Source organism: Bacillus sp. SDLI1 (genome assembly GCF_001553895.1).
Classification (GTDB): domain Bacteria; phylum Bacillota; class Bacilli; order Bacillales; family Bacillaceae; genus Bacillus; species Bacillus siamensis.
Window position 1 is genome coordinate 278,118 of record NZ_CP013950.1, and the last position, 24,127, is coordinate 302,244.

Annotated in this window: 12 protein-coding genes; all 12 read left to right on the top strand. The window is 47.0% G+C overall.

Going from position 1 to position 24,127, the window contains the following annotated elements:
* Positions 1–182 precede the first annotated feature (182 nt).
* A complete protein-coding gene (locus AUL54_RS01440; RefSeq protein WP_060962654.1) occupies positions 183–953 on the top strand; it encodes a 6-carboxyhexanoate--CoA ligase in 771 nt (256 codons plus the stop codon).
* Positions 950–2,296 carry an adenosylmethionine--8-amino-7-oxononanoate transaminase gene (gene bioA / locus AUL54_RS01445; protein WP_060962655.1) on the top strand — a complete coding sequence of 449 codons (1,347 nt, stop codon included), beginning with the start codon at positions 950–952 and terminating at the stop codon, positions 2,294–2,296. The genes AUL54_RS01440 and bioA overlap by 4 nt, the downstream gene beginning before the upstream one ends.
* Entirely contained in the window at positions 2,286–3,440 is a 1,155-nt protein-coding gene (gene bioF, locus AUL54_RS01450) for an 8-amino-7-oxononanoate synthase (RefSeq protein ID WP_060962656.1), read from the top strand. The genes bioA and bioF overlap by 11 nt, the downstream gene beginning before the upstream one ends.
* Complete coding sequence (bioD, locus tag AUL54_RS01455; protein ID WP_060962657.1) at positions 3,437–4,138, top strand: dethiobiotin synthase; 702 nt, start codon at positions 3,437–3,439, stop codon at positions 4,136–4,138. Before bioF ends, bioD begins: the two co-directional genes overlap by 4 nt.
* A 2-nt stretch (positions 4,139–4,140) precedes the next feature.
* Positions 4,141–5,160, top strand: coding sequence for a biotin synthase BioB (gene bioB / locus AUL54_RS01460; protein ID WP_060962658.1), 1,020 nt, complete (start codon positions 4,141–4,143; stop codon positions 5,158–5,160).
* 1 nt (position 5,161) lies between these two features.
* Entirely contained in the window at positions 5,162–6,358 is a 1,197-nt protein-coding gene (locus AUL54_RS01465; RefSeq protein WP_060962659.1) for a cytochrome P450, read from the top strand.
* A gap of 312 nt (positions 6,359–6,670) precedes the next feature.
* Positions 6,671–8,116, top strand: coding sequence for a GntP family permease (locus tag AUL54_RS01470; protein WP_060962660.1), 1,446 nt, complete (start codon positions 6,671–6,673; stop codon positions 8,114–8,116).
* 24 nt (positions 8,117–8,140) lie between these two features.
* On the top strand, positions 8,141–8,842 hold the full coding sequence (locus AUL54_RS01475; RefSeq protein ID WP_060962661.1) for a CoA transferase subunit A: 702 nt from the start codon (positions 8,141–8,143) through the stop codon (positions 8,840–8,842).
* Positions 8,843–8,859: 17 nt separating this feature from the next.
* A complete protein-coding gene (locus tag AUL54_RS01480; RefSeq protein ID WP_060962662.1) occupies positions 8,860–9,516 on the top strand; it encodes a 3-oxoacid CoA-transferase subunit B in 657 nt (218 codons plus the stop codon).
* Positions 9,517–9,528: 12 nt separating this feature from the next.
* Complete coding sequence (locus AUL54_RS01485) at positions 9,529–10,314, top strand: 3-hydroxybutyrate dehydrogenase (RefSeq protein ID WP_060962663.1); 786 nt, start codon at positions 9,529–9,531, stop codon at positions 10,312–10,314.
* 617 nt (positions 10,315–10,931) lie between these two features.
* On the top strand, positions 10,932–12,134 hold the full coding sequence (gene fabD / locus AUL54_RS01490) for an ACP S-malonyltransferase (protein ID WP_060962664.1): 1,203 nt from the start codon (positions 10,932–10,934) through the stop codon (positions 12,132–12,134).
* A 19-nt stretch (positions 12,135–12,153) separates the two neighbouring features.
* Positions 12,154–24,099, top strand: coding sequence for a non-ribosomal peptide synthetase/type I polyketide synthase (locus AUL54_RS01495; protein ID WP_060962665.1), 11,946 nt, complete (start codon positions 12,154–12,156; stop codon positions 24,097–24,099).
* Positions 24,100–24,127 lie beyond the last annotated feature (28 nt).

A 24,127-nucleotide genomic window follows, 5' to 3' on the forward strand; every position in this document is an offset into this window, starting at 1 on the left:
TAGCGGACAGCGTTGAAAAAACAATGACTAAAATATGAACAAAACATGAAAACGTTAAGTTAACATATTGATAGTTTAGGTTGACATATTTCGAGAGGGACACTAATATTCTGTATAAGTGTTAACCTTTAATTATTTTGGTTAACATTATCTTTCAAGGTAAGAGAAAGGAGGGGAAAGGATTGGAGGAAGAAACCTATTACAGCGTCAGAATGAGAGCTTCCCGAAACGCCCCTCATGAACAGGGCGGAAAACACATTTCCGGCGGAGAACGGCTTATCACTTACAGCGGAATACAGGAAGCGGTGAATGGCTTATTACATAAAGGCTTCTCGCATTCAAGAGGGACACCTGATTTTATGCAGATCCAGCTTGAAAGCGTCAATGAACCGATCAAAACGATCCGCCCTTTGCCGATTACCGTACATCAAACAGATACGGCAGAGAAAGGACAAGCAATCGCCCGGACGCTTTTGCAAAAAGCAGGAATTCCTCCGCGCATGATAGAGAAAGCCTATCAAAGCATCGCGGAATATGGAGAAGCAAGAGGAGCGGTCCTGTTTGACATCCGGACAGGAAAACGTATTGACGGCAGAAGGGAAAGAGGTGTGCGGGTATCCCGAGTGGATTGGCCGGCACACGATTTTCAAAAATGGGCTTTTGAGCACAACATGCCGGAAAATTCCCGAATCAAAGAAGCACATGCCATCGCGGCAAAGGTTTGCGCGCATCCGGGAATCATAGCTGAAGTGTGCTGGTCAGATGACCCTGATTACATAACGGGCTACGTTGCCGCAAAAAAGCTGGGCTATCAGCGGATTACCAAGATGAAGAATGACGGCGATGAATGCGGCTGCCGGATTTTCTTTTCAGATGGAATCACAGATACACAGAGCTGTATCCATTTTTTAGAGAAACAGCCTGTGTTCATTCAGCGGGAGGGGAACATATGAAACAATCAATGATAGAAAAAAGCAAAAAGCATCTTTGGCTGCCTTTCACACAAATGAAAGATTACGATGAAGATCCGTTAATCATTGAAAGCGGAAACGGAATCATGCTGAAAGACACAAGCGGCAAAGAATACTATGACGGCTTTTCCTCAGTATGGCTCAATGTACACGGCCACCGCAAAAAAGAAATGGATGAGGCGATTCAAAAACAGCTTAAAAAAATCGCTCATTCGACCTTGCTGGGCATGACAAATGTTCCCGCAACAGAACTTGCCGAGATGCTGACGGGCATTACACCTGAAAATCTGACACGTGTTTTTTACTCTGACAGCGGAGCCGAAGCAATGGAAATCGCTCTGAAAATGGCCTTTCAATACTGGAAAAACATAGGGAGGCCCAAAAAGCAGACATTCATTTCGATGCAGAACGGCTATCACGGCGATACGATCGGAGCCGTCAGCGTCGGTTCTATTGAACTCTTTCACCATGTATACGGCCCGCTGATGTTTGAAAGCTACAAAGCGCCGATTCCTTACGTATACAGATCTGAAAGCGGCGACCCTGTACAGTGCCGGGATGAATGTCTGAATGCGCTCGAACAGCTGCTTGCAAAGCATCACGAAGAGATTGCCGCACTTACGATTGAATCGATGGTGCAAGGCGCATCCGGCATGATCGTCATGCCTGAAGGCTTTCTGGCAGGCGTACGAAAGCTGTGTACGGCATATGATGTGTTAATGATCGTTGACGAAGTGGCGACGGGGTTCGGCCGCACCGGAAAAATGTTTGCCTGTGAGCATGAAAATGTCCAGCCGGACTTGATGGCCGCAGGGAAAGGAATTACGGGAGGCTATTTGCCGATCGCCGTGACGTTTGCCGCAGAAGCGATTTATGAAGCTTTTTATGACGACTATGAAAATATGAAAACATTTTTCCACGGCCACTCCTATACAGGAAATCAGCTGGGCTGTGCCGCGGCAATTGAAAATCTTCGTTTATTTGAATCAGAGCGCATCGTTGAACAAGTTGCCGAAAAATCAAAAACGGCAGCGATGCTTCTTCATGATCTGAAGCAGCTTCCTCATGTCGGCGATGTCCGCCAGCTCGGTTTCATGTGCGGCATAGAGCTCGTGCAGGATAAGGGGACAAAACAGCCTTATCCGCCTGAAAAGCGTGTTGGATATAAGGTGTCTTTGAAAATGAGAGAGCTCGGTATGCTGACGAGGCCGCTCGGAGACGTCATCGCCTTTCTTCCGCCGCTCGCCAGCACAACCGATCAGTTAAAAGCCATGATCTCCATTATGAAAGAAGCGATAGCCGAGGTGACCGGCCGTGGATTTTGACGGATGGCTCTTCGAAAGGCTCGATGCGGTGAAAAGAGACGGGCTGTATCGGACGCTGCGGAAACAGGAAACCGCTCTCAAAAACAAGAGGGAAAAGATCTGGGCATCCAATGACTATTTAGGCCTGTCAAAAGATGAACGGCTGATCACAGCTGCGCAAACGGCGCTAAGCTGCTTCGGAGCGGGAAGCAGCGGTTCCCGGTTAACGACAGGAAATACTTTTTGGCATGAAACACTTGAACAAACAATCGCGGATTTTAAACAGACAGAAGCTGCTTTATTGTTTTCCAGCGGTTACTTGGCAAATATGGGCGTGCTTGCTTCACTGCCGCAAAAAGGCGATGTCATTTTAAGCGATCAATTGAACCATGCGAGCATTGTTGACGGCTGCCGTTTATCGAAAGCGGAAACCATCATGTACCGCCATATTGATATGGCTGATCTTGAGGAAAAACTTGCCTCCGTTCAGTCCAGGAACCGCCGCTTTATCGTCACGGACGGCGTCTTCAGCATGGACGGCACCATTGCGCCTCTTGACCGCATAATGGCGCTTGCAAAGCAGTATCAGGCATTTGTGATAGCAGATGACGCGCATGCAACCGGTGTACTCGGGGAAAACGGCGGGGGAACCAGTGAATATTTCGGTGTTTGTCCTGATGTTGTCATCGGCACGTTAAGCAAAGCGGTCGGAACGGAAGGCGGTTTTGCCGCGGGGTCAAACATTTTCATTGATTTTTTGCTGAATCATGCGCGGACGTTTATTTTTCAGACGGCCCTTCCGCCGTCAATTTGTGCGGCTGCCCATACGGCATTTGACATCATATCAGATATGTACGATACGCGCCGTGAACTGCTGTCGTCTGTCAAAACGATCAAAACCCGTCTGGCCGATATGGGTTTTACCGTAAGAGGCGGAGATACACCAATCATCGCCGTCATCATCGGTGATGCAAAAACAGCGGTTTCAGTTGCTGCACTGCTGGAGAAAAAGGGAATCTGCGCCCCGGCCATCCGCCCGCCATCCGTTCCTGACGGTGAAAGCAGAATCAGGCTGACCGTCACGGCGGACCGCAGCTTACAGGACATAGACGAGCTTACAGAAGCATTTGATTCCATTAGAAAAGAGCTGAATATAAACAAATGAGAAGTTTTTTTGTCACAGGAACAGATACGGGCGTCGGAAAAACTATCGTCTCTTGCGGACTAGCCGCGGCATTCAGGCAGAAACGTGCGGATGTCGGAGTGTTTAAGCCGTTTTTAAGCGGGGTGCCGCGGACTCATCCGGACAGTGACACCTCGATGTTGAAAGACATCTCACAAACCGCCCTGTCTCATGAAGAGATTACGCCATTTGAATGGAAAGAGCCGCTTGCACCGTACACGGCCGCCATGCTTGAAGGAAAATCCGTGAGCATGGAGGAGGTCACGGCCCACTGGAGAAAGATCAAAAATCGTCATGAGTGTTTCATCGTCGAAGGGGCAGGCGGCATTTCCGTCCCGCTTGGTGAAAATTATTTAGTCAGTGATCTGATAAAGGCCTTGGAATTGCCGGCAGTGATTGTGGCCAGGCCTGATCTCGGAACCATCAACCACACATATTTAACCGTTGAATATGCGAAAAACATGGGGATAGAGGTTCTCGGCATCATTATCAACGGCGTAAAGAGCCGGCCGGGTCTGGATGAAAAGACAAACCCGAGCATGATTGAAAGATTATGCAAAGTTCCGATTTTGGGAATGACACCGAAGCTGGATCACGTTTCAGCAGAAAACATTCAACACATGATTGAGAAACATGTAGATGTTTCCTCTTTCATGAATCTGACACAAATGGGGAGATAAACATGAATCAATGGATGGATCTTGCAGAAAGAGTGCTGGACGGGGCGGAAGTAACGAACCAGGAAGCGCTTGCCATTTTAAATTGCCCTGATGAGGATCTTTTATTGCTGATGCATGCCGCTTTTCATATCAGAAAACGATTTTACGGAAAAAAGGTAAAGCTGAATATGATTATGAATGCAAAGTCAGGCCTGTGTCCCGAAAATTGCGGGTACTGTTCACAATCTTCAATATCAAAAGCGCCGATCGAGTCTTATCGGATGGTGGATAAGCATTTATTGCTTAAAGGGGCAAAGCGCGCCCATGACCTGAATATAGGAACATACTGTATCGTCGCCAGCGGCCGGGGACCGTCAAACAGAGAAGTAGACCAAGTGGTTGATGCTGTCAAAGAAATAAAAGAAACGTACGGTTTAAAAATCTGCGCATGCCTCGGTCTGTTGAAGCCGGAACAGGCGGAGCGGCTGAAACAGGCAGGAGTCGACCGATACAATCATAACATCAATACATCACAAAGGAATCACGCAAACATTACGACCTCACACACGTATGACGACAGGGTCAATACAGTGGAAACGGCGAAACAATCGGGGATGTCACCTTGTTCGGGTGTCATCGTCGGCATGAAAGAGACGAAACAGGACGTCATTGATATGGCGAACAGCTTGAAAGCGCTTGATGCCGACAGCATCCCGGTTAATTTTCTGCATGCGATTGACGGAACTCCGTTAGAAGGAGTAAGCGAATTAAGTCCGGTGTACTGCCTGAAAGTGCTCGCCTTGTTCCGTTTTATCAATCCGGCAAAAGAAATCCGTATCTCAGGAGGCCGGGAAGTCAACCTGCGTTCGCTGCAGCCGCTCGGCCTGTACGCGGCAAACTCTATATTCGTCGGCGATTACCTAACAACCTCAGGACAGCATGAAACAGAGGATCATCAAATGCTCCATGATCTAGGTTTTGAAGTTGAATCCGTCGAAGAAATGAAAGCCGGCTTACAATCCGCCTGCAAAACGGAGGTATAAGATGACGGCGGGCGTATCAATTTCACATCCGTCCCTCCAGGCGGATTCGGATTTTTGGAATGACCCTTACCCGTTTTATGACAACCTGCGGGCCATTGATCCTGTTTATAAAGGAACCGTATTAAAATATCCGGGCTGGTATGTCACCGGGTATAAAGAGGCGGCAGCGATTCTGAAAGACACCCGGTTTAAAAACCGAGTTCCTCTTCCGGAAACATCAACGAAATATCAAAATCTATCGCATATCCAGCACGATATGCTGTTATTTAAAAATCAATCAGACCATAAGCGGATGCGGATGGTTATAGGGAAAGAATTCACCGCAAAGACGGCGGAATCACTCCGCCCCTGTATAAAAGAAACGGTGCATGACTTATTGGATCAAGTGCAAAACAAAAAAACCGCAGACCTTGTTTCAGAGTTTGCCTTTCCATTGGCAAGCCTCATCATTGCGAAGATACTCGGAGTGCCGAAAGAGGAGAGATATCAATTCAGACAATGGACAGCAGACGTCATTCAGGCCATTGATTTTACCCGGTCAAGAAAAACATTAGTCAGAGCAAGCGACACCCAAGGCAGGATGACGTCATATTTCAGAGATTTGATTCACAAGCGGGAAACGCATCCCAAGGAAGACTTAATCAGCAGGTTTATTATGGAGGAACAGCTTTCAAAAGACGAAGTACTCGCGACATGTGTATTACTTATCATAGCCGGACACGAGACGACGGTAAACCTCATAAGCAACGGTGTGTATACTTTATTGAAACACCCTGAACAGCTTAGCGCACTGAGAGAAAACCCCACGCTTATTGAAACTGCAGTCGAGGAATGTTTGCGTTACGACAGCCCTACACAGCTGACGGCCCGCACCGCTTCAGAAGACTGCGAAATATATGGAAAGATCATAAAAAAAGGAGAGCAGGTATATATCCTTTTAGGTGCAGCCAATCGTGATCCAAGCATATTCGATCAGCCTCACAAAATGGACATTGAAAGAAAACCGAATCCGCATCTTGCATTCGGAAAGAATGCCCATTTTTGCGTGGGTTCACGATTAGCGCGCATTGAAGCACAAATAGCCATTCTCGCGCTGTTAGAGCGGTTGCCTAAGCTTCGGCTGGCCGCACCTAAGCTTGAATACCGCAAGCTCATTGGTTTTAGATCGCTCACAGAGCTTCCGGTTGTCGTCGGCTGAATGACCATGCAGGAGGGCCGGATTTTTCCGGTTCCTCTTGCAGGAAATAAATGAAAGAAAAAAGAATACATATTTATAAAGCAAAAATCCTCTCTCTCATATCCAAAAAAACTCACCGCTCAGCCATTCAATATAACGTAACAAGGGCTTCCTTTTCTTTCCGCCAAAACGGAAACTTCCGATTGTCCAGAATTCATTCGTCTTTTTTCGAAAAAACGAAGCATGATGTAAGCTTGGCATGGTTGTTGCATTTTCTTCCTTCGAATCAATTTGTAAGCGTTTGCTATCATGAAGCAGAAAAGAGGGGGATTTGTGGACATTATCATTATTTTATTGGCATTATGCTTGCTGATGTTTGCGGCTTATCGAGGCTTTTCAGTCATTTTATTTGCCCCGATTTGCGCGCTGTTTGCTGTGCTTCTGACAGATCCGAGCTTCGTACTTCCTTTCTTCTCGAATATATTTATGGAGAAGATGGCTGGCTTTATTAAGCTGTATTTTCCCGTATTTCTTTTGGGGGCTGTTTTTGGCAAGGTTGTTGAAATATCCGGGCTCGCCGAGTCGATCGCAAAAACAATCGTCAGGCTTGTGGGAGCAAAAAGAGCCATTCTCGCCATCGTCTTAATGGGTGCGATTTTAACATACAGCGGCGTCAGTCTCTTCGTAGCGGTGTTTGCCGTCTATCCGTTTGCTAAAAACCTATTTATGAAAGCTGATATTCCCAAACGTCTGATACCCGGAACGATTGCATTGGGCGCTTTTACATTTACAATGGATGCGCTTCCCGGCACACCGCAAATTCAAAATGTCATTCCGGCGGCATTTTTTAAAACAAACATTTATGCCGCTCCCTGGCTCGGAATGATTGGTGCAGCGTTTGTGCTTACGGCCGGGATGCTTTATTTAGAATTCCGGCGCAAGAAAGCGGCCGATGCAGGAGAAGGCTATGCTGGGTTTCCGTCTGAAGTTTCCGCTGCAAAGGAATCCTCAGGTCTGGCTTATGAAAAAAACACGCCTGATTTACCGCAGGAGGCAGAACCCCGTACCGCGCGGCAAGTACTCGCCTTTATTCCGCTTATCCTTGTCGGGGTATTGAACAAATGCTTCACGATGTGGCTCCCGGATTGGTATCCCGACGGATTTGATTTTGCGCCGCTCGGCTTAGAAGCGTTCGGAAAGATTGATCTTTCCTCCGTCACTGCGATCTGGTCAGTAGAGCTCGCACTGTTCATCGGTATCATGACAACGATTTTGTTCGATTGGAAAAAAGTGCTCTTCAATTTGAAGGAAGGACTGAATGAGGGCATCGGGGGCGCCTTGCTGGCGTCAATGAATACAGGAGCCGAATACGGATTTGGCGGCATCATTGCAGCGCTTCCCGGCTTCAAAGCAGTCAGCAGCGGCATATCGCAGACGTTTACTGATCCGCTTGTCAATGGAGCGGTGACGACCACTGCGCTTGCCGGGATTACAGGGTCGGCCTCAGGAGGAATGGGCATCGCTTTAAGTACGATGTCCGCAGCGTATACAGAAGCAATCCATACATTTCACATCCCGCCGGAAGTCATGCACCGGGTGATCTCGATGGCCTCCGGCGGGATGGACACTCTTCCGCATAATGGCGCCGTCATTACGCTGCTCGCGGTCACAGGGTTGACTCACCGCCAATCCTACAGAGATATCTTTGCCATTACCGTCATTAAAACAGCCGCTGTGTTTGTCATCATCGGTATTTACAGTCTGACGGGCCTTGTGTAGCCAAAACAGAAAGGGGAACCGAATATGGGAAAAGGGAAAATCATGGATTCGTTTAAAGAAGCTGCTGAACTGATCAAAGACGGAGACACCCTCATCGCTGGAGGATTCGGCCTGTGCGGCATTCCGGAACAATTAATTCTCGCGATCAGGGACAGCGGCGTGAAAAACCTCACCGTTGTCAGTAATAACTGCGGTGTTGATGACTGGGGACTGGGCCTCTTGCTTGCAAATCGGCAGATCAAAAAAATGGTCGCATCCTATGTGGGAGAAAACAAAACATTTGAACGGCAGTTTTTAAGCGGGGAGCTGGAAGTCGAATTGGTTCCCCAAGGAACGCTCGCAGAACGAATTCGCGCGGGAGGGGCGGGCATCCCGGGTTTTTATACATCTGCGGGCGTCGGGACATCAGTAGCCGAAGGAAAAGAACAGAAGATATTTGAAGGACGCACCTATCTTCTGGAGAAAGGGATTACAGGGAACGCCGCCATCGTAAAGGCCTGGAAAGCTGATCCTCTGGGCAACCTGGTGTTCAGAAAGACGGCGAGAAACTTCAATCCGCTCGCTGCCATGGCAGGCAAAGTGACAATTGCAGAGGCTGAAGAAATCGTCGATATCGGAGAGCTTGATCCGGATCACATTCATACACCGGGTATCTTTGTCCAGCATGTGCTCAAAAGCACCACACATGAAAAACGGATCGAACGCCGCACCGTCCGGGAAGCATGAAGAAGGGAGCTGATCTCATGAAAGATGGCAGAAAACGAATGATCGCACGGGCAGTAAAGGAAATTAAGGACGGAATGAATGTGAATTTGGGGATAGGCATGCCGACGCTTGTCGCCAATGAAATCCCGGATCATTACAATGTGATGCTTCAGTCGGAAAACGGCTTGCTGGGAATCGGCCCTTATCCCTTTGCCGGAACGGAGGACCCAGATCTTATTAACGCCGGGAAAGAAACCATTACCGAAGTCAAAGGAGCCTCGTATTTTGACAGTGCCGAATCGTTTGCTATGATTCGCGGGGGTCACATTGATGTCGCCATCCTCGGCGGCATGGAAGTGTCCGAACGGGGAGATTTGGCGAACTGGATGATCCCCGGAAAAATGATTAAAGGAATGGGCGGCGCCATGGACTTGGTTCACGGAGCAAAACGGATCGTTGTCATCATGGAGCATGTGAATAAATATGGAGAGTCCAAAGTGAAATCGGAATGTACGCTGCCTTTAACCGGCAGGCAGGTCGTCGATCGGCTGATCACAGATTTGGCGGTATTCGATTTCCGCCAAGGCCGTATGACGCTGACCGAATTGCAGGAAGGCGCGGCATTAGAGGAAGTCATCGAGAAAACCGAAGGCCGGTTCACTGTCAGTGAAGCATTAACGTCCCGGCGGAAATAAGGAGGTATCATCATGCATTCAATGCAGAAACACAAAACAGCTGTAGTGACAGGGGCAGCCAGAGGAATCGGATTTGAAATCGCTCAAGAATTCACCCGTGAAGGAGCCTCCGTTCTCATAGCGGATGTTAATGAACAGGCGGGAAAAGAAGCTGCTGCAAAACTCAGCGGAGAAGGCGCCCATGCCATCAGCATCACGTGTGATGTAACAGATGAAAAACAAACGGCCGATATGATTCAAACAGCTCTGACAGAATTCGGCCGGCTCGATATTCTCGTAAATAACGCGGGCATTCAGCATATCGCGCCCATCGAGGAATTTCCCGCGGAACAGTTTGAAAGGCTCATCCGTGTCATGCTGACTGGACCGTTTCTCACCATGAAACATGCATTCCCCATTATGAAAAAACAGCAATTCGGGCGAATCATTAATATGGCGTCTGTCAACGGACTGATCGGTTTTTACGGAAAAGCGGCATATAACAGCGCCAAGCATGGCGTCATCGGCTTAACGAAAGTCGGCGCACTTGAAGGCGCGGCTGACGGCATTACCGTCAATGCGCTTTGCCCAGGATATGTGGACACTCAGCTTGTCCGCAATCAGTTAAAGGATATTTCCGCAACAAGGAATGTACCGTACGAACGGGTGCTGGAGGACGTCATCTTTCCGCTCGTTCCCCAAAAACGGCTGCTGTCAGTGAAGGAAATTGCGGATTACGCCGTATTTTTGGCCAGCGACAAAGCAAAAGGCGTCACCGGTCAGGCCGTCGTTATGGACGGCGGGTATACCGCTCAATAGTTCTGATACCCATGAAAAAACAGCCGTTCTAAAGCGGCTGTTTTTTTCTGTCCAAATAAGGAGTGCAAAATAAAAAGGGGTTCTTGATAAGCAAAATGGTGAATGCTGACGGAAGGTCTTACAAAACAATGTAAACAAAAAAAGCCGGAATTCAATCGATTGAGAATGCATCAATCGGTATCGGAGCAGGATCATCCATATGTGCTGCGCCGCATTTCACTTACGGATTTTCCTCTTCCAATTTCATTCCTGCACAACCAGTTTACAATCCTTCACAGATATACAAATGAACTTTTACAATAAACAGAAAAGATGTAAATTCTGACACAATTATGCCGATATACCCAAAAAATATGAAATATCTTGGGCGCACCCTAAGTGAAGAAAAGCTGGTAACAGGCTTTACCCCGGCTTTCATCCTCTCTCCTTAAGACTGATTTTCAGTGAAACCCCCATGTTTTATTTTATGAATAAATATATCTAATTCGTTTGTAAAATCGAACAATAACTCCTCCGAAAGTATTCTATACACATTTATTGTAATCATGCTAGGATGTTAGATAAAGGGATAATTTGTAGGATATTGTATTTTTGTTCAATATGATCGGAGGAATCTCATGAACAATCTTGCCTTTTTATTTCCTGGACAAGGGTCTCAATTTGTAGGAATGGGCAAACATTTTTGGAATGATTTTGTGCTCGCAAAGAGATTGTTTGAAGAAGCGGGCGACGCGATCTCCCTGGATGTAAAAAAACTGTGTTTTAACGGAGATATAAATGAATTGACAAAGACTATGAACGCGCAGCCCGCTATTTTAACAGTCAGTGTCATTGCTTTTCAAGTGTATATGCAGGAAATAGGGGTGAAGCCCCGCTTTCTTGCAGGTCACAGCTTAGGAGAATACTCGGCGCTTGTCTGTGCCGGCGCCCTTTCTTTTCATGATGCCGTTACACTTGTAAGGCAGCGGGGAATTCTTATGCAAAATGCGGATCCCCAGCAGCAGGGGACAATGGCTGCTGTGACCCGGCTCTCTCTTCAAACATTGCAAGAAATGTGTGCGAAAGTGTCGACAGAAGACTTTCCGGCAGATGTAGCCTGCATGAATTCAGACCGGCAGCATGTCATTTCCGGACATCGGCAAGCTGTGGAGCGTGTCATCAGGATGGCGGAGGAAAAGGGGGCGGCATACACTTATTTAAATGTAAGTGCACCTTTTCACAGTTCAATGATAAGATCGGCATCCGAACAATTCCAGAGTGCATTACAGCAGTATTCCTTCCGGGATGCCGCATGGCCGATCATTTCAAATGTCACCGCGCGCCCTTACAGCAGCAAAAATTCGATCAGCGAACATCTCAAGCAGCACATGGCGATGCCGGTAAGATGGGCAGAATCGATGCATTATTTGCTTTTACACGGAGTGACAGAAGCCATCGAAATGGGGCCGAACAATGTCTTATCCGGTCTGCTGAAAAAAATAACGAACCACATTGCACCTTATCCTTTAGGACAGACATCTGATATTCACCAGCTTTCCAATTCAGCGGAAAGAAATAAACATATTGTCCGTTTACGCAAAAAACAACTGAATAAATTGATGATTCAATCCGTCATTGCGCGAAATTACAACGAGGATTCAGCGGCTTATTCCAATATGACGACGCCATTATTTATGCAAATCCAAGAGCTGAAGGAGAGAATGAAAAGGCATGAAGACGTGCTTTCAGAACAAGAACTCGAACATTCAATCCATTTATGCAAATTAATTTGTGAAGCTAAACAGCTTCCGGCTTGGGAAGAATTGCGGATTTTAAAATAAAGCGCCCAGGAGGGGACCTATGTATACCAGTCAATTCCAAACCTTAGTCGATGTCATTCGGGAAAGAAGCAATATCTCTGATCGCGGGATCCGTTTTATCGAATCCGATAAAAACGAGACGGTTGTCTCTTATCGCCAATTGTTTGAGGAAGCACAAGGATATCTTGGCTATTTACAGCATATCGGCATTCAGCCGAAGCAGGAAATTGTATTTCAAATCCAAGAAAACAAATCATTTGTCGTTGCTTTTTGGGCTTGTATATTAGGAGGAATGATCCCGGTACCGGTCAGTATCGGAGAAGATGATGACCATAAGCTGAAGGTGTGGCGCATTTGGAATATATTAAATCATCCGTTTCTGATTGCCTCTGAAAAAGTATTGGACAAAATAAAGAAATACGCTGCAGAACACGATTTACAAGATTTCCATCATCAATTAAATGAAAAATCTGACATCATTCAAGACCACACCTACGATTACCCCGCTTCGTTTTATGAACCTGATGCGGATGAACTGGCTTTTATCCAATTTTCTTCAGGATCGACAGGAGATCCAAAAGGAGTCATGTTAACGCATCACAACTTAATACATAACACGTGCGCCATTGGGACTGCCCTAGCCATTCATTCGAAAGACTCTTTGTTATCATGGATGCCTTTAACGCATGATATGGGGCTCATCGCCTGCCACCTTGTTCCCTTCATAACCGGAATCAATCAAAATCTAATGCCTACAGAATTATTTATTCGCAGACCTATTCTTTGGATGAAAAAAGCTCATGAACATAAAGCCAGTATTCTATCCTCTCCTAATTTCGGGTACAACTACTTCCTTAAATTTCTGAAAAACGAACCAGACTGGGATTTATCCCATATCAAGGTCATCGCAAACGGTGCAGAACCGATATTGCCGGAGCTCTGTGACGAATTTTTGACTAGATGCGCAGCATTCAATCTGAAAAGATCCGCCATTTTGAATGTTTACGGTTTAGCGGAAGCTTCGGTTGGCGCAGCGTTTTCTAAAACAGGTAAAGAATTCGTTCCCGTTTATTTGCATCGTGACTATTTAAATCTTGGTGAAAGAGCTGTAAACGTCAGCAAAGAGGATCAACATTGCGCTTCATTCGTCGAAGTGGGACAACCCATTGACTATTGTCAGCTTCGGATCTCCGATGGAGCAAATGAAAGATTAGAAGACGGAATCATCGGCCATATCCAGATCAAAGGAGACAATGTGACGCAAGGGTATTATAACAACCCCGAGAGTACGGAAAAAGCGCTGACTTCTGACGGCTGGGTAAAAACGGGAGACCTCGGATTCATTAGTGAAAGTGGCAACTTAGTCGTAACCGGAAGAGAAAAGGACATTATTTTCGTGAACGGAAAAAATGTCTATCCTCACGATATTGAGCGGGTCGCGATTGAAATGGAAGAGGTTGACTTAGGAAGGGTTGCCGCCTGCGGTGTATATGACCAAAAGACGCGAAGCGGAGAGATCGTGCTCTTTGTTGTTTACAAAAAATCACCTGAAAAATTCGCGCCGCTTGTCAAAGAGATCAAAAAGCATTTATACCAGCGGGGCGGCTGGAGCATAAAAGAAGTCCTTCCGATCAAAAAGCTGCCAAAAACGACGAGCGGGAAGGTTAAGCGCTATGAACTTGCCAGACAGTATGAAGCAGGGAAATTTTCAGCAGAGTCTGCCGCCATCAATGAATGTTTGGAGAGCAGCCCGAAAACTTCCGGACAGACTCCCATTCATGAAATCGAAACGGAATTACTGTCTATCTTTTCCGATGTGCTCGATGGGAAAAAGGTTCACCTCACTGACAGTTATTTTGATATGGGCGCAAATTCATTACAGTTATCGCAGATTGCCGAGCACATAGAACAGAGATTTGGACGCGAGCTTGCCGTTTCCGACCTCTTTACGTATCCTTCTATTACTGATTTAGCGGCACATCTGTCTGAAAGCCGTGCTGAAATCAAGCAGGACGTGACAGCGAAACCAAGCCATGTGACACCGAAAGATATCGCCATTATCGGGATGTCGCTCAATGTCCCGGGAGCATCAACTAAAAGTGATTTTTGGAATCTGCTTGAAAAAGGTGAGCACAGCATTCGGGAATACCCTGCATCCCGGCTGAAAGATGCGGCGGATTATTTAAAGTCCATCCAAAGCGAATTCAATGAGAATCAGTTTGTGAAGGGCGGCTATTTAGATGAAATCGACCGCTTTGATTACTCGTTCTTCGGTTTAGCTCCTAAAACGGCTCAGTTTATGGACCCCAATCAAAGACTGTTTTTGCAGTCTGCATGGCATGCGATTGAAGATGCGGGCTATGCCGGCGGCAGCATGAACGGGAGCCGTGTCGGGGTATATGCGGGGTACTCGAAGGTGGGCTACGATTATGAACGTCTCCTTTCTGCGAATTATCCGGAGGAGCTTCATCAATATATTGTAGGCAATCTTCCTTCCGTGTTAGCCAGCCGAATCGCTTATTTCTTAAATTTAAAAGGGCCGGCGGTCACAGTGGATACGGCATGCTCCTCATCGCTTGCCGCCGTTCATATGGCATGTAAATCTTTAATTTCCGGCGATTGTGACATGGCTCTTGCCGGCGGTATCCGGACATCGCTCTTGCCGATCCGTATCGGGCTTGATATGGAATCTTCGGACGGGTACACGAAAACGTTCAGCAAAGATTCAGACGGTACTGGCACAGGTGAAGGCGCGGCGGCTGTCCTGTTAAAACCTTTGCAGGATGCGGTTCGCGACGGAGACCATATTTACGGCGTGATTAAAGGAAGCGCGATAAATCAAGACGGAACAACCGCCGGGATTACCGCACCGAATCCGGCAGCTCAGACTGAGGTCATTGAGACGGCCTGGAAAGACGCGGGCATTGATCCTGAAACGCTGTCTTTCATCGAAGCACATGGCACCGGAACAAAGCTCGGCGATCCGGTTGAATTTAACGGGCTTTGTAAAGCGTTTGAAAAGTATACGGCAAAAAAACAATTTTGCGCGATTGGTTCTGTTAAATCGAACATCGGTCATTTGTTTGAAGCAGCAGGCATCGTCGGACTGATCAAATCTGTCCTCATGCTGAATCATAAGAAAAACCCGCCTTTAGCGCACTTTAATGAACCTAATCCGCTCATTCATTTTCACTCTTCACCGTTTTATGTAAATCAGGAAGCTGCGGAGTTCACATCGGGTGATGAGCCGCTGCGAGGCGGAATCAGCTCGTTCGGTTTTAGCGGAACGAACGCTCATGTGGTATTGGAAGAATACACTTCTCAAAATGAGGATGCACCCGCAAATGAAAATGAGCCGCACCTATTTGTTTTATCCGCTCATACAGAGAATGCACTCTATGAACTCGCACAGCAGTACCGCCAATATGTAGCAGATGACAGCCCTTCATTGAAGTCCATTTGCTATACAGCCGGCACGGGCAGGGCTCATTTGGATCATGGTATTGCCATGATTGTATTCAGTAAGCAGGAATTATGTGACAAGCTGACTTCCGTAATCCAGGGAGACAGAGATCTTCCCGGAGTATACGTTGGTTATCAGAACTTGAAGGAAATGCTGCCTGGCCATAAAGAGGAGCTGAATAAACAAGCAGCCGCTCTGATAATGCAGCGTATACGTACACATGATGAACGGATCGCATGGCTGAATCGCGCGGCCGAATTATTTGTGCAGGGAGCCGTTATAGACTGGAGCGCCATTTACGCCGGTGAAACCGTACAAAAAACGCCATTGCCTCTGTATCCGTTTGAACGGAACCGCTGCTGGGCTGAAGCTGACCAATTGCGCCTAAACGAGGGCCAAGAGAAAGGAGAAGCGGCATTGAATATGGATCAAACGAAGGCGCACATTGAATCCTTCCTGAAAACTGTCATCAGCAATGCTTCGGGAATTATAGCGGATGAGCTTGATCTGAACGCTCATTTTATCGGGCTCGGAATGGATTCCATCATGCTGTCACAGGTCAAAAAAGCTATCGCGGACGAATTTGGGGTAGACATCCCGATGGATCGTTTTTTTGATACGATGAACAACCTTCAAAGTGTCATCGATTACTTGGCTGAGACCGCTCCATCGTCTCATGCACCCGCTCCGGCTCAAGAGAATGTTCCGGCGCAGGAAACACTGGTCATTCCAGAAGCACAGCCCGAATCTGGTCACAGAGAAGATCATCAAGGACATATGCTCGAAAAAATAATCGCTTCACAAAATCAATTAATCCAGGACACCTTACAAGCTCAGTTAAATAGCTTTAATTTGCTGAGAAACGGCGGTCATCATTCCGATGTGAAAGAACACGATAAAGCGCAAGAGAAATCAATTCCTTCTGTCAAGCAGGGGCCTCCGGCCGTCACTGCAGAAAAGAAAACGGCCCAAGAAGCGAAACCCTATGTTCCTTTCCAGCCTCAGAACCTGCATGAACAGGGACACTATACCGCACGGCAAAAACAATATTTAGAAGATTTCATCGTGAAATATGCAGATAAAACGAAAGGTTCCAAACAGTATACGGACAAAACCCGATTTGCTCATGCAAATAACCGCAACTTGTCCAGCTTCCGTTCATATTGGAAGGAAATCGTGTACCCGATTATTGCCGAACGTTCTGACGGTTCCAAGATGTGGGATGTTGACGGCAACGAATACATTGATGTCACCATGGGATTCGGGGTTAACCTTTTCGGGCACCATCCATCCTTTATTACACAGGTTATCGATGATTCAGTCCGTTCATCATTGCCTCCGCTCGGCCCGATGTCGGATGTCGCAGGAGAAGTTGCCGATCGGATCCGCACATGCACCGGGGTGGAAAGGGTCGCTTTCTATAATTCCGGAACAGAGGCTGTCATGGTTGCCCTTCGTTTAGCGCGGGCGGCAACAGGAAGAAAGAAAGTTGTGGCCTTCTCGGGGTCTTATCACGGTACGTTTGACGGGGTATTAGGGCTTGCCGGCACAAAAGGCGGAGCCTCGTCTGCGAATCCGCTGGCTCCGGGCATACTGCAGAGCTATATGGATGATTTGATTATTTTACATTACAACAATCCCGATTCGCTGGACGTGATCCGCAGTCTTGGTGATGAATTGGCAGCCGTACTTGTGGAACCTGTACAAAGCCGCAGGCCGGATTTGCAGCCGCGGGCATTTTTGAAAGAATTGCGGGCGATCACGCAGCAATCCGGAACAGCTTTGATTATCGATGAAATTATTACAGGATTTCGGATCGGTCTCGGCGGCGCTCAGGAATGGTTCGGTATTCAGGCTGATTTAGTGACCTACGGAAAAATCATCGGCGGGGGACAGCCGTTAGGGATTGTTGCCGGAAAAGCTGAATTCATGAATGCGATCGACGGGGGAACCTGGCAGTATGGGGACGATTCCTATCCGCAAGATGAGGCGAAACGTACGTTTGTGGCCGGCACCTTCAATACTCACCCGCTTACCATGAGAATGTCGTTAGCCGTGCTTCGCCATTTACAAACCGAGGGAGAACACCTGTATGAACAGCTGAATCAAAAAACAGCCTCCTTGGTTGATCGGCTAAATCGCTTCTTTGAACAATCGCAAGTGCCTATCCGCATGGTTCAATTCGGTTCTTTATTCCGGTTTGTCTCATCGCTTGATAACGACTTGTTCTTTTACCATCTCAATTATAAAGGGGTCTATGTGTGGGAAGGACGCAACTGCTTCCTATCCACGGCGCATACCGCGGATGATATTGAACATATCATTCAAGCTGTTAAAGACACGGTGAAGGATCTTCGCCGAGGCGGATTTATTCCGGAAGGCCCGGATTCTCCTGATGACGGCGGCCATAACAAATCCGGGGCGTACGAGCTTTCAGATGAACAAAAACAATTGGTCATGGCATCCCATTATGGGAATGAAGCTTCTGCAGCTTTAAACCAGTCCATTATGCTGAAAGTAAAGGGCGAACTGCAGCATACACCATTAAAACAAGCCGTCCGGCATATCGTCGACCGTCATGAAGCTTTACGTACAGTGATTCATCCCGATGACGAGGTACAGCAGGTGCAGGAACGGATGACTATAGAAATACCTGTCATTGATTTTACTGGTCACCCGGAAGAGCAGCGGGAAACAGAAATTCAGAAATGGCTGACAGAAGATGCCAAACGGCCGTTTCACTTCCAAGAACAAAAGCCCTTGTTTAGAATCCATGTGCTTACATCGGCCCACAATGAACACCTGATTGTGCTCACGTTCCATCATATCATTGCCGATGGATGGTCAATCGCCGTTTTTGTTCAAGAACTGGAGAGCAGCTACGCGGCAATCGTACAAGGAAAACCGTTTCCGCTAAAAGAGGCCGCTGCTTCATTTCGCCAATATTTAGACTGGCAGCAGGCGCAAATTGACAGCGGCCATTATGAAGAAGGAGTCCGGTATTGGCGGCATCATTTTTCTGAACCGATACAGCAGGCAGTCCTGCCGGGCGCCGCTTCTGCCCGCCATCAGAACGGATACGAGGGAGACCGGTGTACCGTCCGGCTTGGGCGGCCTTTAAGCAAGGCCTTAAAGTCTTTGAGCATTCGGATGAAAAATAGCGTATTTGTAACGATGCTTGGTGCATTTCACCTTTTTCTGCACCAGCTTACCAAACAGACGGGCCTTGTAATCGGGATGCCGACAGCCGGTCAATCCCATATGAAACAGCATGATCTGATTGGAAATTGCGTCAATATGATTCCGGTAAAAAACACGGCTTCTTCAGAAACCACTTTATCCGGCTATCTGGACCAGATGAGAGAAAACGTGAATCAAGCAATGCGCCATCAAGCCGTTCCGATGACACTGGCGGCCAGAGAACTTCCGCACAATCATGTGCCGGATATGCGTATTATTTTTAATTTGGACAGGCCTTTTCGAAAGCTTCACTTCGGAAAGGCGGAAGCTGAGCTCGTTGCTTACCCTATGAAATGCATTTCATACGATCTGTTTCTTAACGTAACGGATGTCGATCAAGAATACGTTCTTGATTTTGATTTTAATACGAATGTCGTCAGTCCGGAGATCATGAAAAAGTGGGGAGCGGGCTTTACGACATTGCTGCAAAAGATGGTTGAAGGGGATTCAGTCCCTCTTAACGCCCTGGTCATGTTTTCCGATGAAGAACAGCATGATTTACAAGAACTTTACGCCGAACACCAAAAGCGGGTCTCCTCAATCGTAAGCAATACGGAAAACCTTGCTGATGCCTACGAGGCGCCGGCAAATGAAACGGAGCGGCAGCTGGCGCGTATTTGGGAGGAGCTTTTCGGCCTTGAACGGATTGGCAGATCAGATCGCTTCCTGGATCTGGGAGGAAACTCACTCCAAGCGACCCTTATGCTATCCAAAGTTCAGAAGACATTTCATCAAAAGGTTTCCATCGGACAATTTTTCAATCATCAGACTGTTAAGGAATTAGCACGTTTCATTCAGAACGAAACGAAAGTCATGCACCTCCCGATCAAAGCTGCTGAGAAAAAAGCGTATTACCCGACATCGCCGGCGCAGCAAAGAGTCTATTTCCTCCACCAAATGGAGCCCGATCAGCTGGCTCAAAATATGTTCGGGCAAATATCAATAACAGGGAAGTACGATGAGCAGGCTCTGATTTCTTCCCTTCAACAAGTCATAGAGCGGCATGAAGCGTTTCGCACATATTTTGACATTATAGATGGTGAAATCGTCCAAAAACTTGATAACGAAGTTGATTTTAACGTTCATGTCCGGACGATGAGCCGGGACGAATTTGACGCCTATTCAGACCGATTTGTAAAACCGTTCCGCTTGGAAGAAGCTCCTTTGGTTCGTGCGGAGCTGATCAAGATTGAAAACGGGCAGGCCGAACTGCTCATCGATATGCACCATATCATTTCGGACGGTTATTCCGTCAACATCCTTACAAATGAATTGCTGGCTTTATATCATCAAAAACCGCTACCGGATATTGAATTTGAATATAAAGATTTCGCCGAATGGCAAAACCAATGGCTGAATGAGGATGCCATGAAGCAGCAGGAGGCATATTGGCTGGAACAATTTTCAGACGAAATCCCGGTCCTTCAATTGCCGACAGACGGTTCAAAAGCGGCGGAGCAGTCTTCTGAGGGACAGCGCGTGACGTGCTCTTTACAGCCGGATGTCATCCGTTCGCTGCAAGATCTGGCGCAAACAGCGGGAACGACTCTCTATACGGTGATGCTGGCCGCCTACAAAGTGCTGCTTCATAAATATACGGGCCAAGAAGATATTGTCGTAGGCACGCCTGCTTCAGGAAGAAATCATCCGGATATTGAAAAGATCATCGGTATTTTCATACAAACCCTCGGAATCCGAACGAAGCCGCACGCCAATCGAAAGTTCTCGGATTACCTGGAAGAAGTAAAGCGACAGACGCTTGACGCTTTCGAAAACCAAGACTATCCATTCGACAAGCTTGTGGAGAAATTAAATGTGCAGCGGGAAACAACGCGAAAATCGCTGTTTAACACGATGTTTGTGTTTCAAAATATTGAGTTTCATGAAATCCGGCACGATGAATGTACGTTTAAGGTGAAAGAGCGAAATCCCGGAGTCTCTTTATATGATTTGATGCTGACGGTCGAAGATGCCGGACAACAGATCGAGATGCATTTTGATTTTAAACCGGGACAGTTTGAAAAAGACACCATTGAACAGATCACCAGACACTATATCAGCATATTAAACAGCCTTGTGGAGCAGCCGGAGATGACGCTGTCTTCCGTTCCTATGCTGTCTGAAACCGAACAGCATCAATTGCTGACCGAGTGTAATGACACAAAGACGCCGTATCCGCATAACGAAACAGTAACCCGATGGTTTGAAATGCAGGCGGCACAGCGGCCAGATCATCCAGCCGTTATTTTTGGCAATGAGCAGTATACGTACAGACAGCTCAATGAACGGGCGAACCAATTGGCGCGGACGTTACGGACAAAAGGCGTACAAGCGGATCAATTCGTTGCCATCCTTTCTCCGCATTGCTTTGAGCTGATTGTTGGAATTTTGGCAGTTCTGAAATCCGGCGGCGCATACGTGCCTATTGACCCTGAATATCCGGAAGATCGGATTCAATATATGCTGAGCGATTCAAGGGCGGAGGTTGTGTTAACACTGCAGAGCCTGCAAGATCAATTACCGTATGATGGTGATGTTGTGCTTTTAGATGAGGAAAGTTCATATCATGAGGACCGCTCGAATCTTGAATTGGAAAGCAATACACATGATTTGGCCTACATGATCTATACGTCGGGTTCTACGGGAAATCCGAAAGGTGTACTCATTGAGCATCAGGGATTGAGTAATTATATTTGGTGGGCGAAAAAGGTTTATGTAAAAGGTGAGAAAACCAACTTCCCATTATACTCTTCCATCTCTTTCGACCTGACGGTGACCTCGATATTTACACCGCTGGCTACTGGAAATACCATCATTGTCTTCGATGGAGAGGACAAAAGCGCCGTGCTTTCTGAAATTATAAGGGACACAAGAATAGACATGATCAAATTGACACCGGCACATTTGCATGTCATCAAGGAGATGAATATAGCAGGCGGCACCGCCATACGGAAAATGATTGTGGGCGGAGAAAATTTAAGCACCCGTCTGGCCAAAAGTGTCAGCGAGCAGTTTAAAGGCCGGCTGGACATTTTCAATGAATACGGACCGACGGAAGCTGTCGTCGGATGTATGATTTATCACTTCAACGCAAAACGGGACAAGCGGGAATTTGTACCGATCGGCACACCGGCAGCCAATACGGATATTTATGTGGCCGATGCAAGCAGAAATCTGGTTCCGATCGGGGTAATCGGCGAAATATATATCAGCGGACCGGGTGTGGCCAGAGGGTATTGGAACCGCCCGGATTTAACGGCAGAGAAATTTGTTGAAAACCCGTATGTCCCGGGAGCGAAGATGTACAAAACAGGGGATTTGGCTAAACGATTGAAGGATGGAAATCTTGTATATATTGGGCGCGTTGATGAACAAGTCAAAATCAGGGGCCACCGAATCGAGCTTGGTGAAATCGAAGCGGCGATGCATAACGCGGAAGCGGTGCAAAAAGCCGCGGTTACAGTGAAAGAAGAAGAAGACGGCTTAAACCAATTATGCGCGTATTACGTAAGCGACAAGCCTATAGCGGCTGCGCAGCTTAGGGAACAACTGTCATCCGAACTTCCGGACTACATGGTTCCGGCCTATTTTGTCCGTCTGGACGATATGCCGTTAACGTCTAACGGGAAAATAAACCGTAAGGCACTGCCCGCGCCAGAAGCGAGTCTGCAGCAGACAGCTGAATATGTTCCGCCGGGCAATGAGACGGAGTCCAAACTCGCAGATTTATGGCAGGAAGTGCTCGGAATAAGCCGTGCGGGGATTAAACATCATTTCTTTGATCTCGGAGGGAACTCCATTCGCGCAGCGGCCTTAGCCGCCAGAATTCAAAAAGAGCTGGATGTGAATCTGTCTCTAAAAGATATATTCAAGTTTCCTACCATTGAACAATTGGCTGAAAAAACGTTACACATGGACAAAAATCAATATATACCGATCCCGGCCGCAAAAGAAATGTCCTATTATCCCGTTTCTTCAGCTCAGAGACGGATGTATTTGTTAAGTCACGCAGAAGGCGGCGAGCTGACTTACAATATGACGGGTGCCATGAGCGTGGAAGGAGGAGTTGATCCCGACCGGTTAAACGACGCTTTCCAAAAATTAATCGAGCGTCATGAAGCGTTGCGGACCAGCTTTGAATTATATGAAGGTGAGCCGGCACAGCGAATTCATCAGAGCGTCGAATTTACAATAGAACAAATTCAAGCAAGCGAAGAAGAAGCGGAAGACCGTGTGCTTGAATTCATCCAAGCGTTTGATTTAGCCAAACCGCCTCTGATGCGAGCGGGATTAATTGAAATTGAACCTTTGCGGCATGTGCTTGTGGTTGATATGCATCATATCATTTCTGACGGCGTGTCCGTCAATATTATGATGAACGATCTGAGCCGGCTCTACGCAGGGAACCAACCGGACCCGCTTTCAGTTCAATATAAAGATTATGCGGTTTGGCAGCAATCGGACATTCAGAGACGGAACATCAAGAGCCAGGAAGCGTATTGGCTGGATCAGTTTCACGATGACATTCCCGTACTGGATATGCCTGCGGATTATGAGAGACCTGCCATACGCGATTACGAAGGCGAATCATTTGAATTTCTTATACCGGAACACTTGAAACAGCGTTTAAGACAAATGGAAGAAGAAACAGGCGCAACACTGTATATGATTTTATTGGCAGCCTATACGATTCTTTTATCTAAATACAGCGGACAAGAAGATATTATCGTAGGAACGCCGTCTGCCGGGCGGACTCATTTGGATGTGGAGTCAGTTGTGGGAATGTTCGTCAATACGTTAGTCATTCGCAATCACCCAGCGGGCCGTAAAACATTTGATGCCTACTTAAACGAAGTAAAGGAAAACATGCTGAACGCCTATAAAAATCAAGACTATCCGTTGGAAGAATTGATACAGCATTTACATCTTCCGAAGGATGCAAGCCGCAACCCTTTATTCGATACGATGTTTGTGCTGCAAAATCTCGACCAGGCTGAATTGACATTTGATTCCCTGCAGCTCAAGCCATATCAGTTTCATCATCCGGTTGCCAAGTTCGATTTGACCTTGTCGATTCAAACGGATCACGACAACTATCACGGGCTGTTTGAATATTCGAAAAAACTGTTTAAGAAAAGCAGAATCGAGATTCTATCAAACGACTATTTACACATCCTATCAGCGATTCTGGAACAGCCGGACATTCTGATCGATCAAATCGGATTGAGCGGAAGTATTGAGGAAGAAGAGAACGCGCTTGATTCTATTCAATTGAACTTTTAGGGAAAAGCATTATTTCTTTAAATTATAT

Excerpts from the sequence above, each read along its gene's own strand:
- bioA (WP_060962655.1), top strand. The coding sequence starts at position 950 with ATGAAACAATCAATGATAGAAAAAAGCAAAAAGCATCTTTGGCTGCCT.
- bioD (WP_060962657.1), top strand. The coding sequence starts at position 3,437 with ATGAGAAGTTTTTTTGTCACAGGAACAGATACGGGCGTCGGAAAAACT.
- bioB (WP_060962658.1), top strand. The coding sequence starts at position 4,141 with ATGAATCAATGGATGGATCTTGCAGAAAGAGTGCTGGACGGGGCGGAA.
- AUL54_RS01465 (WP_060962659.1), top strand. The coding sequence starts at position 5,162 with ATGACGGCGGGCGTATCAATTTCACATCCGTCCCTCCAGGCGGATTCG.
- AUL54_RS01475 (WP_060962661.1), top strand. The coding sequence starts at position 8,141 with ATGGGAAAAGGGAAAATCATGGATTCGTTTAAAGAAGCTGCTGAACTG.
- AUL54_RS01480 (WP_060962662.1), top strand. The coding sequence starts at position 8,860 with ATGAAAGATGGCAGAAAACGAATGATCGCACGGGCAGTAAAGGAAATT.
- AUL54_RS01485 (WP_060962663.1), top strand. The coding sequence starts at position 9,529 with ATGCATTCAATGCAGAAACACAAAACAGCTGTAGTGACAGGGGCAGCC.
- fabD (WP_060962664.1), top strand. The coding sequence starts at position 10,932 with ATGAACAATCTTGCCTTTTTATTTCCTGGACAAGGGTCTCAATTTGTA.
- AUL54_RS01495 (WP_060962665.1), top strand. The coding sequence starts at position 12,154 with ATGTATACCAGTCAATTCCAAACCTTAGTCGATGTCATTCGGGAAAGA.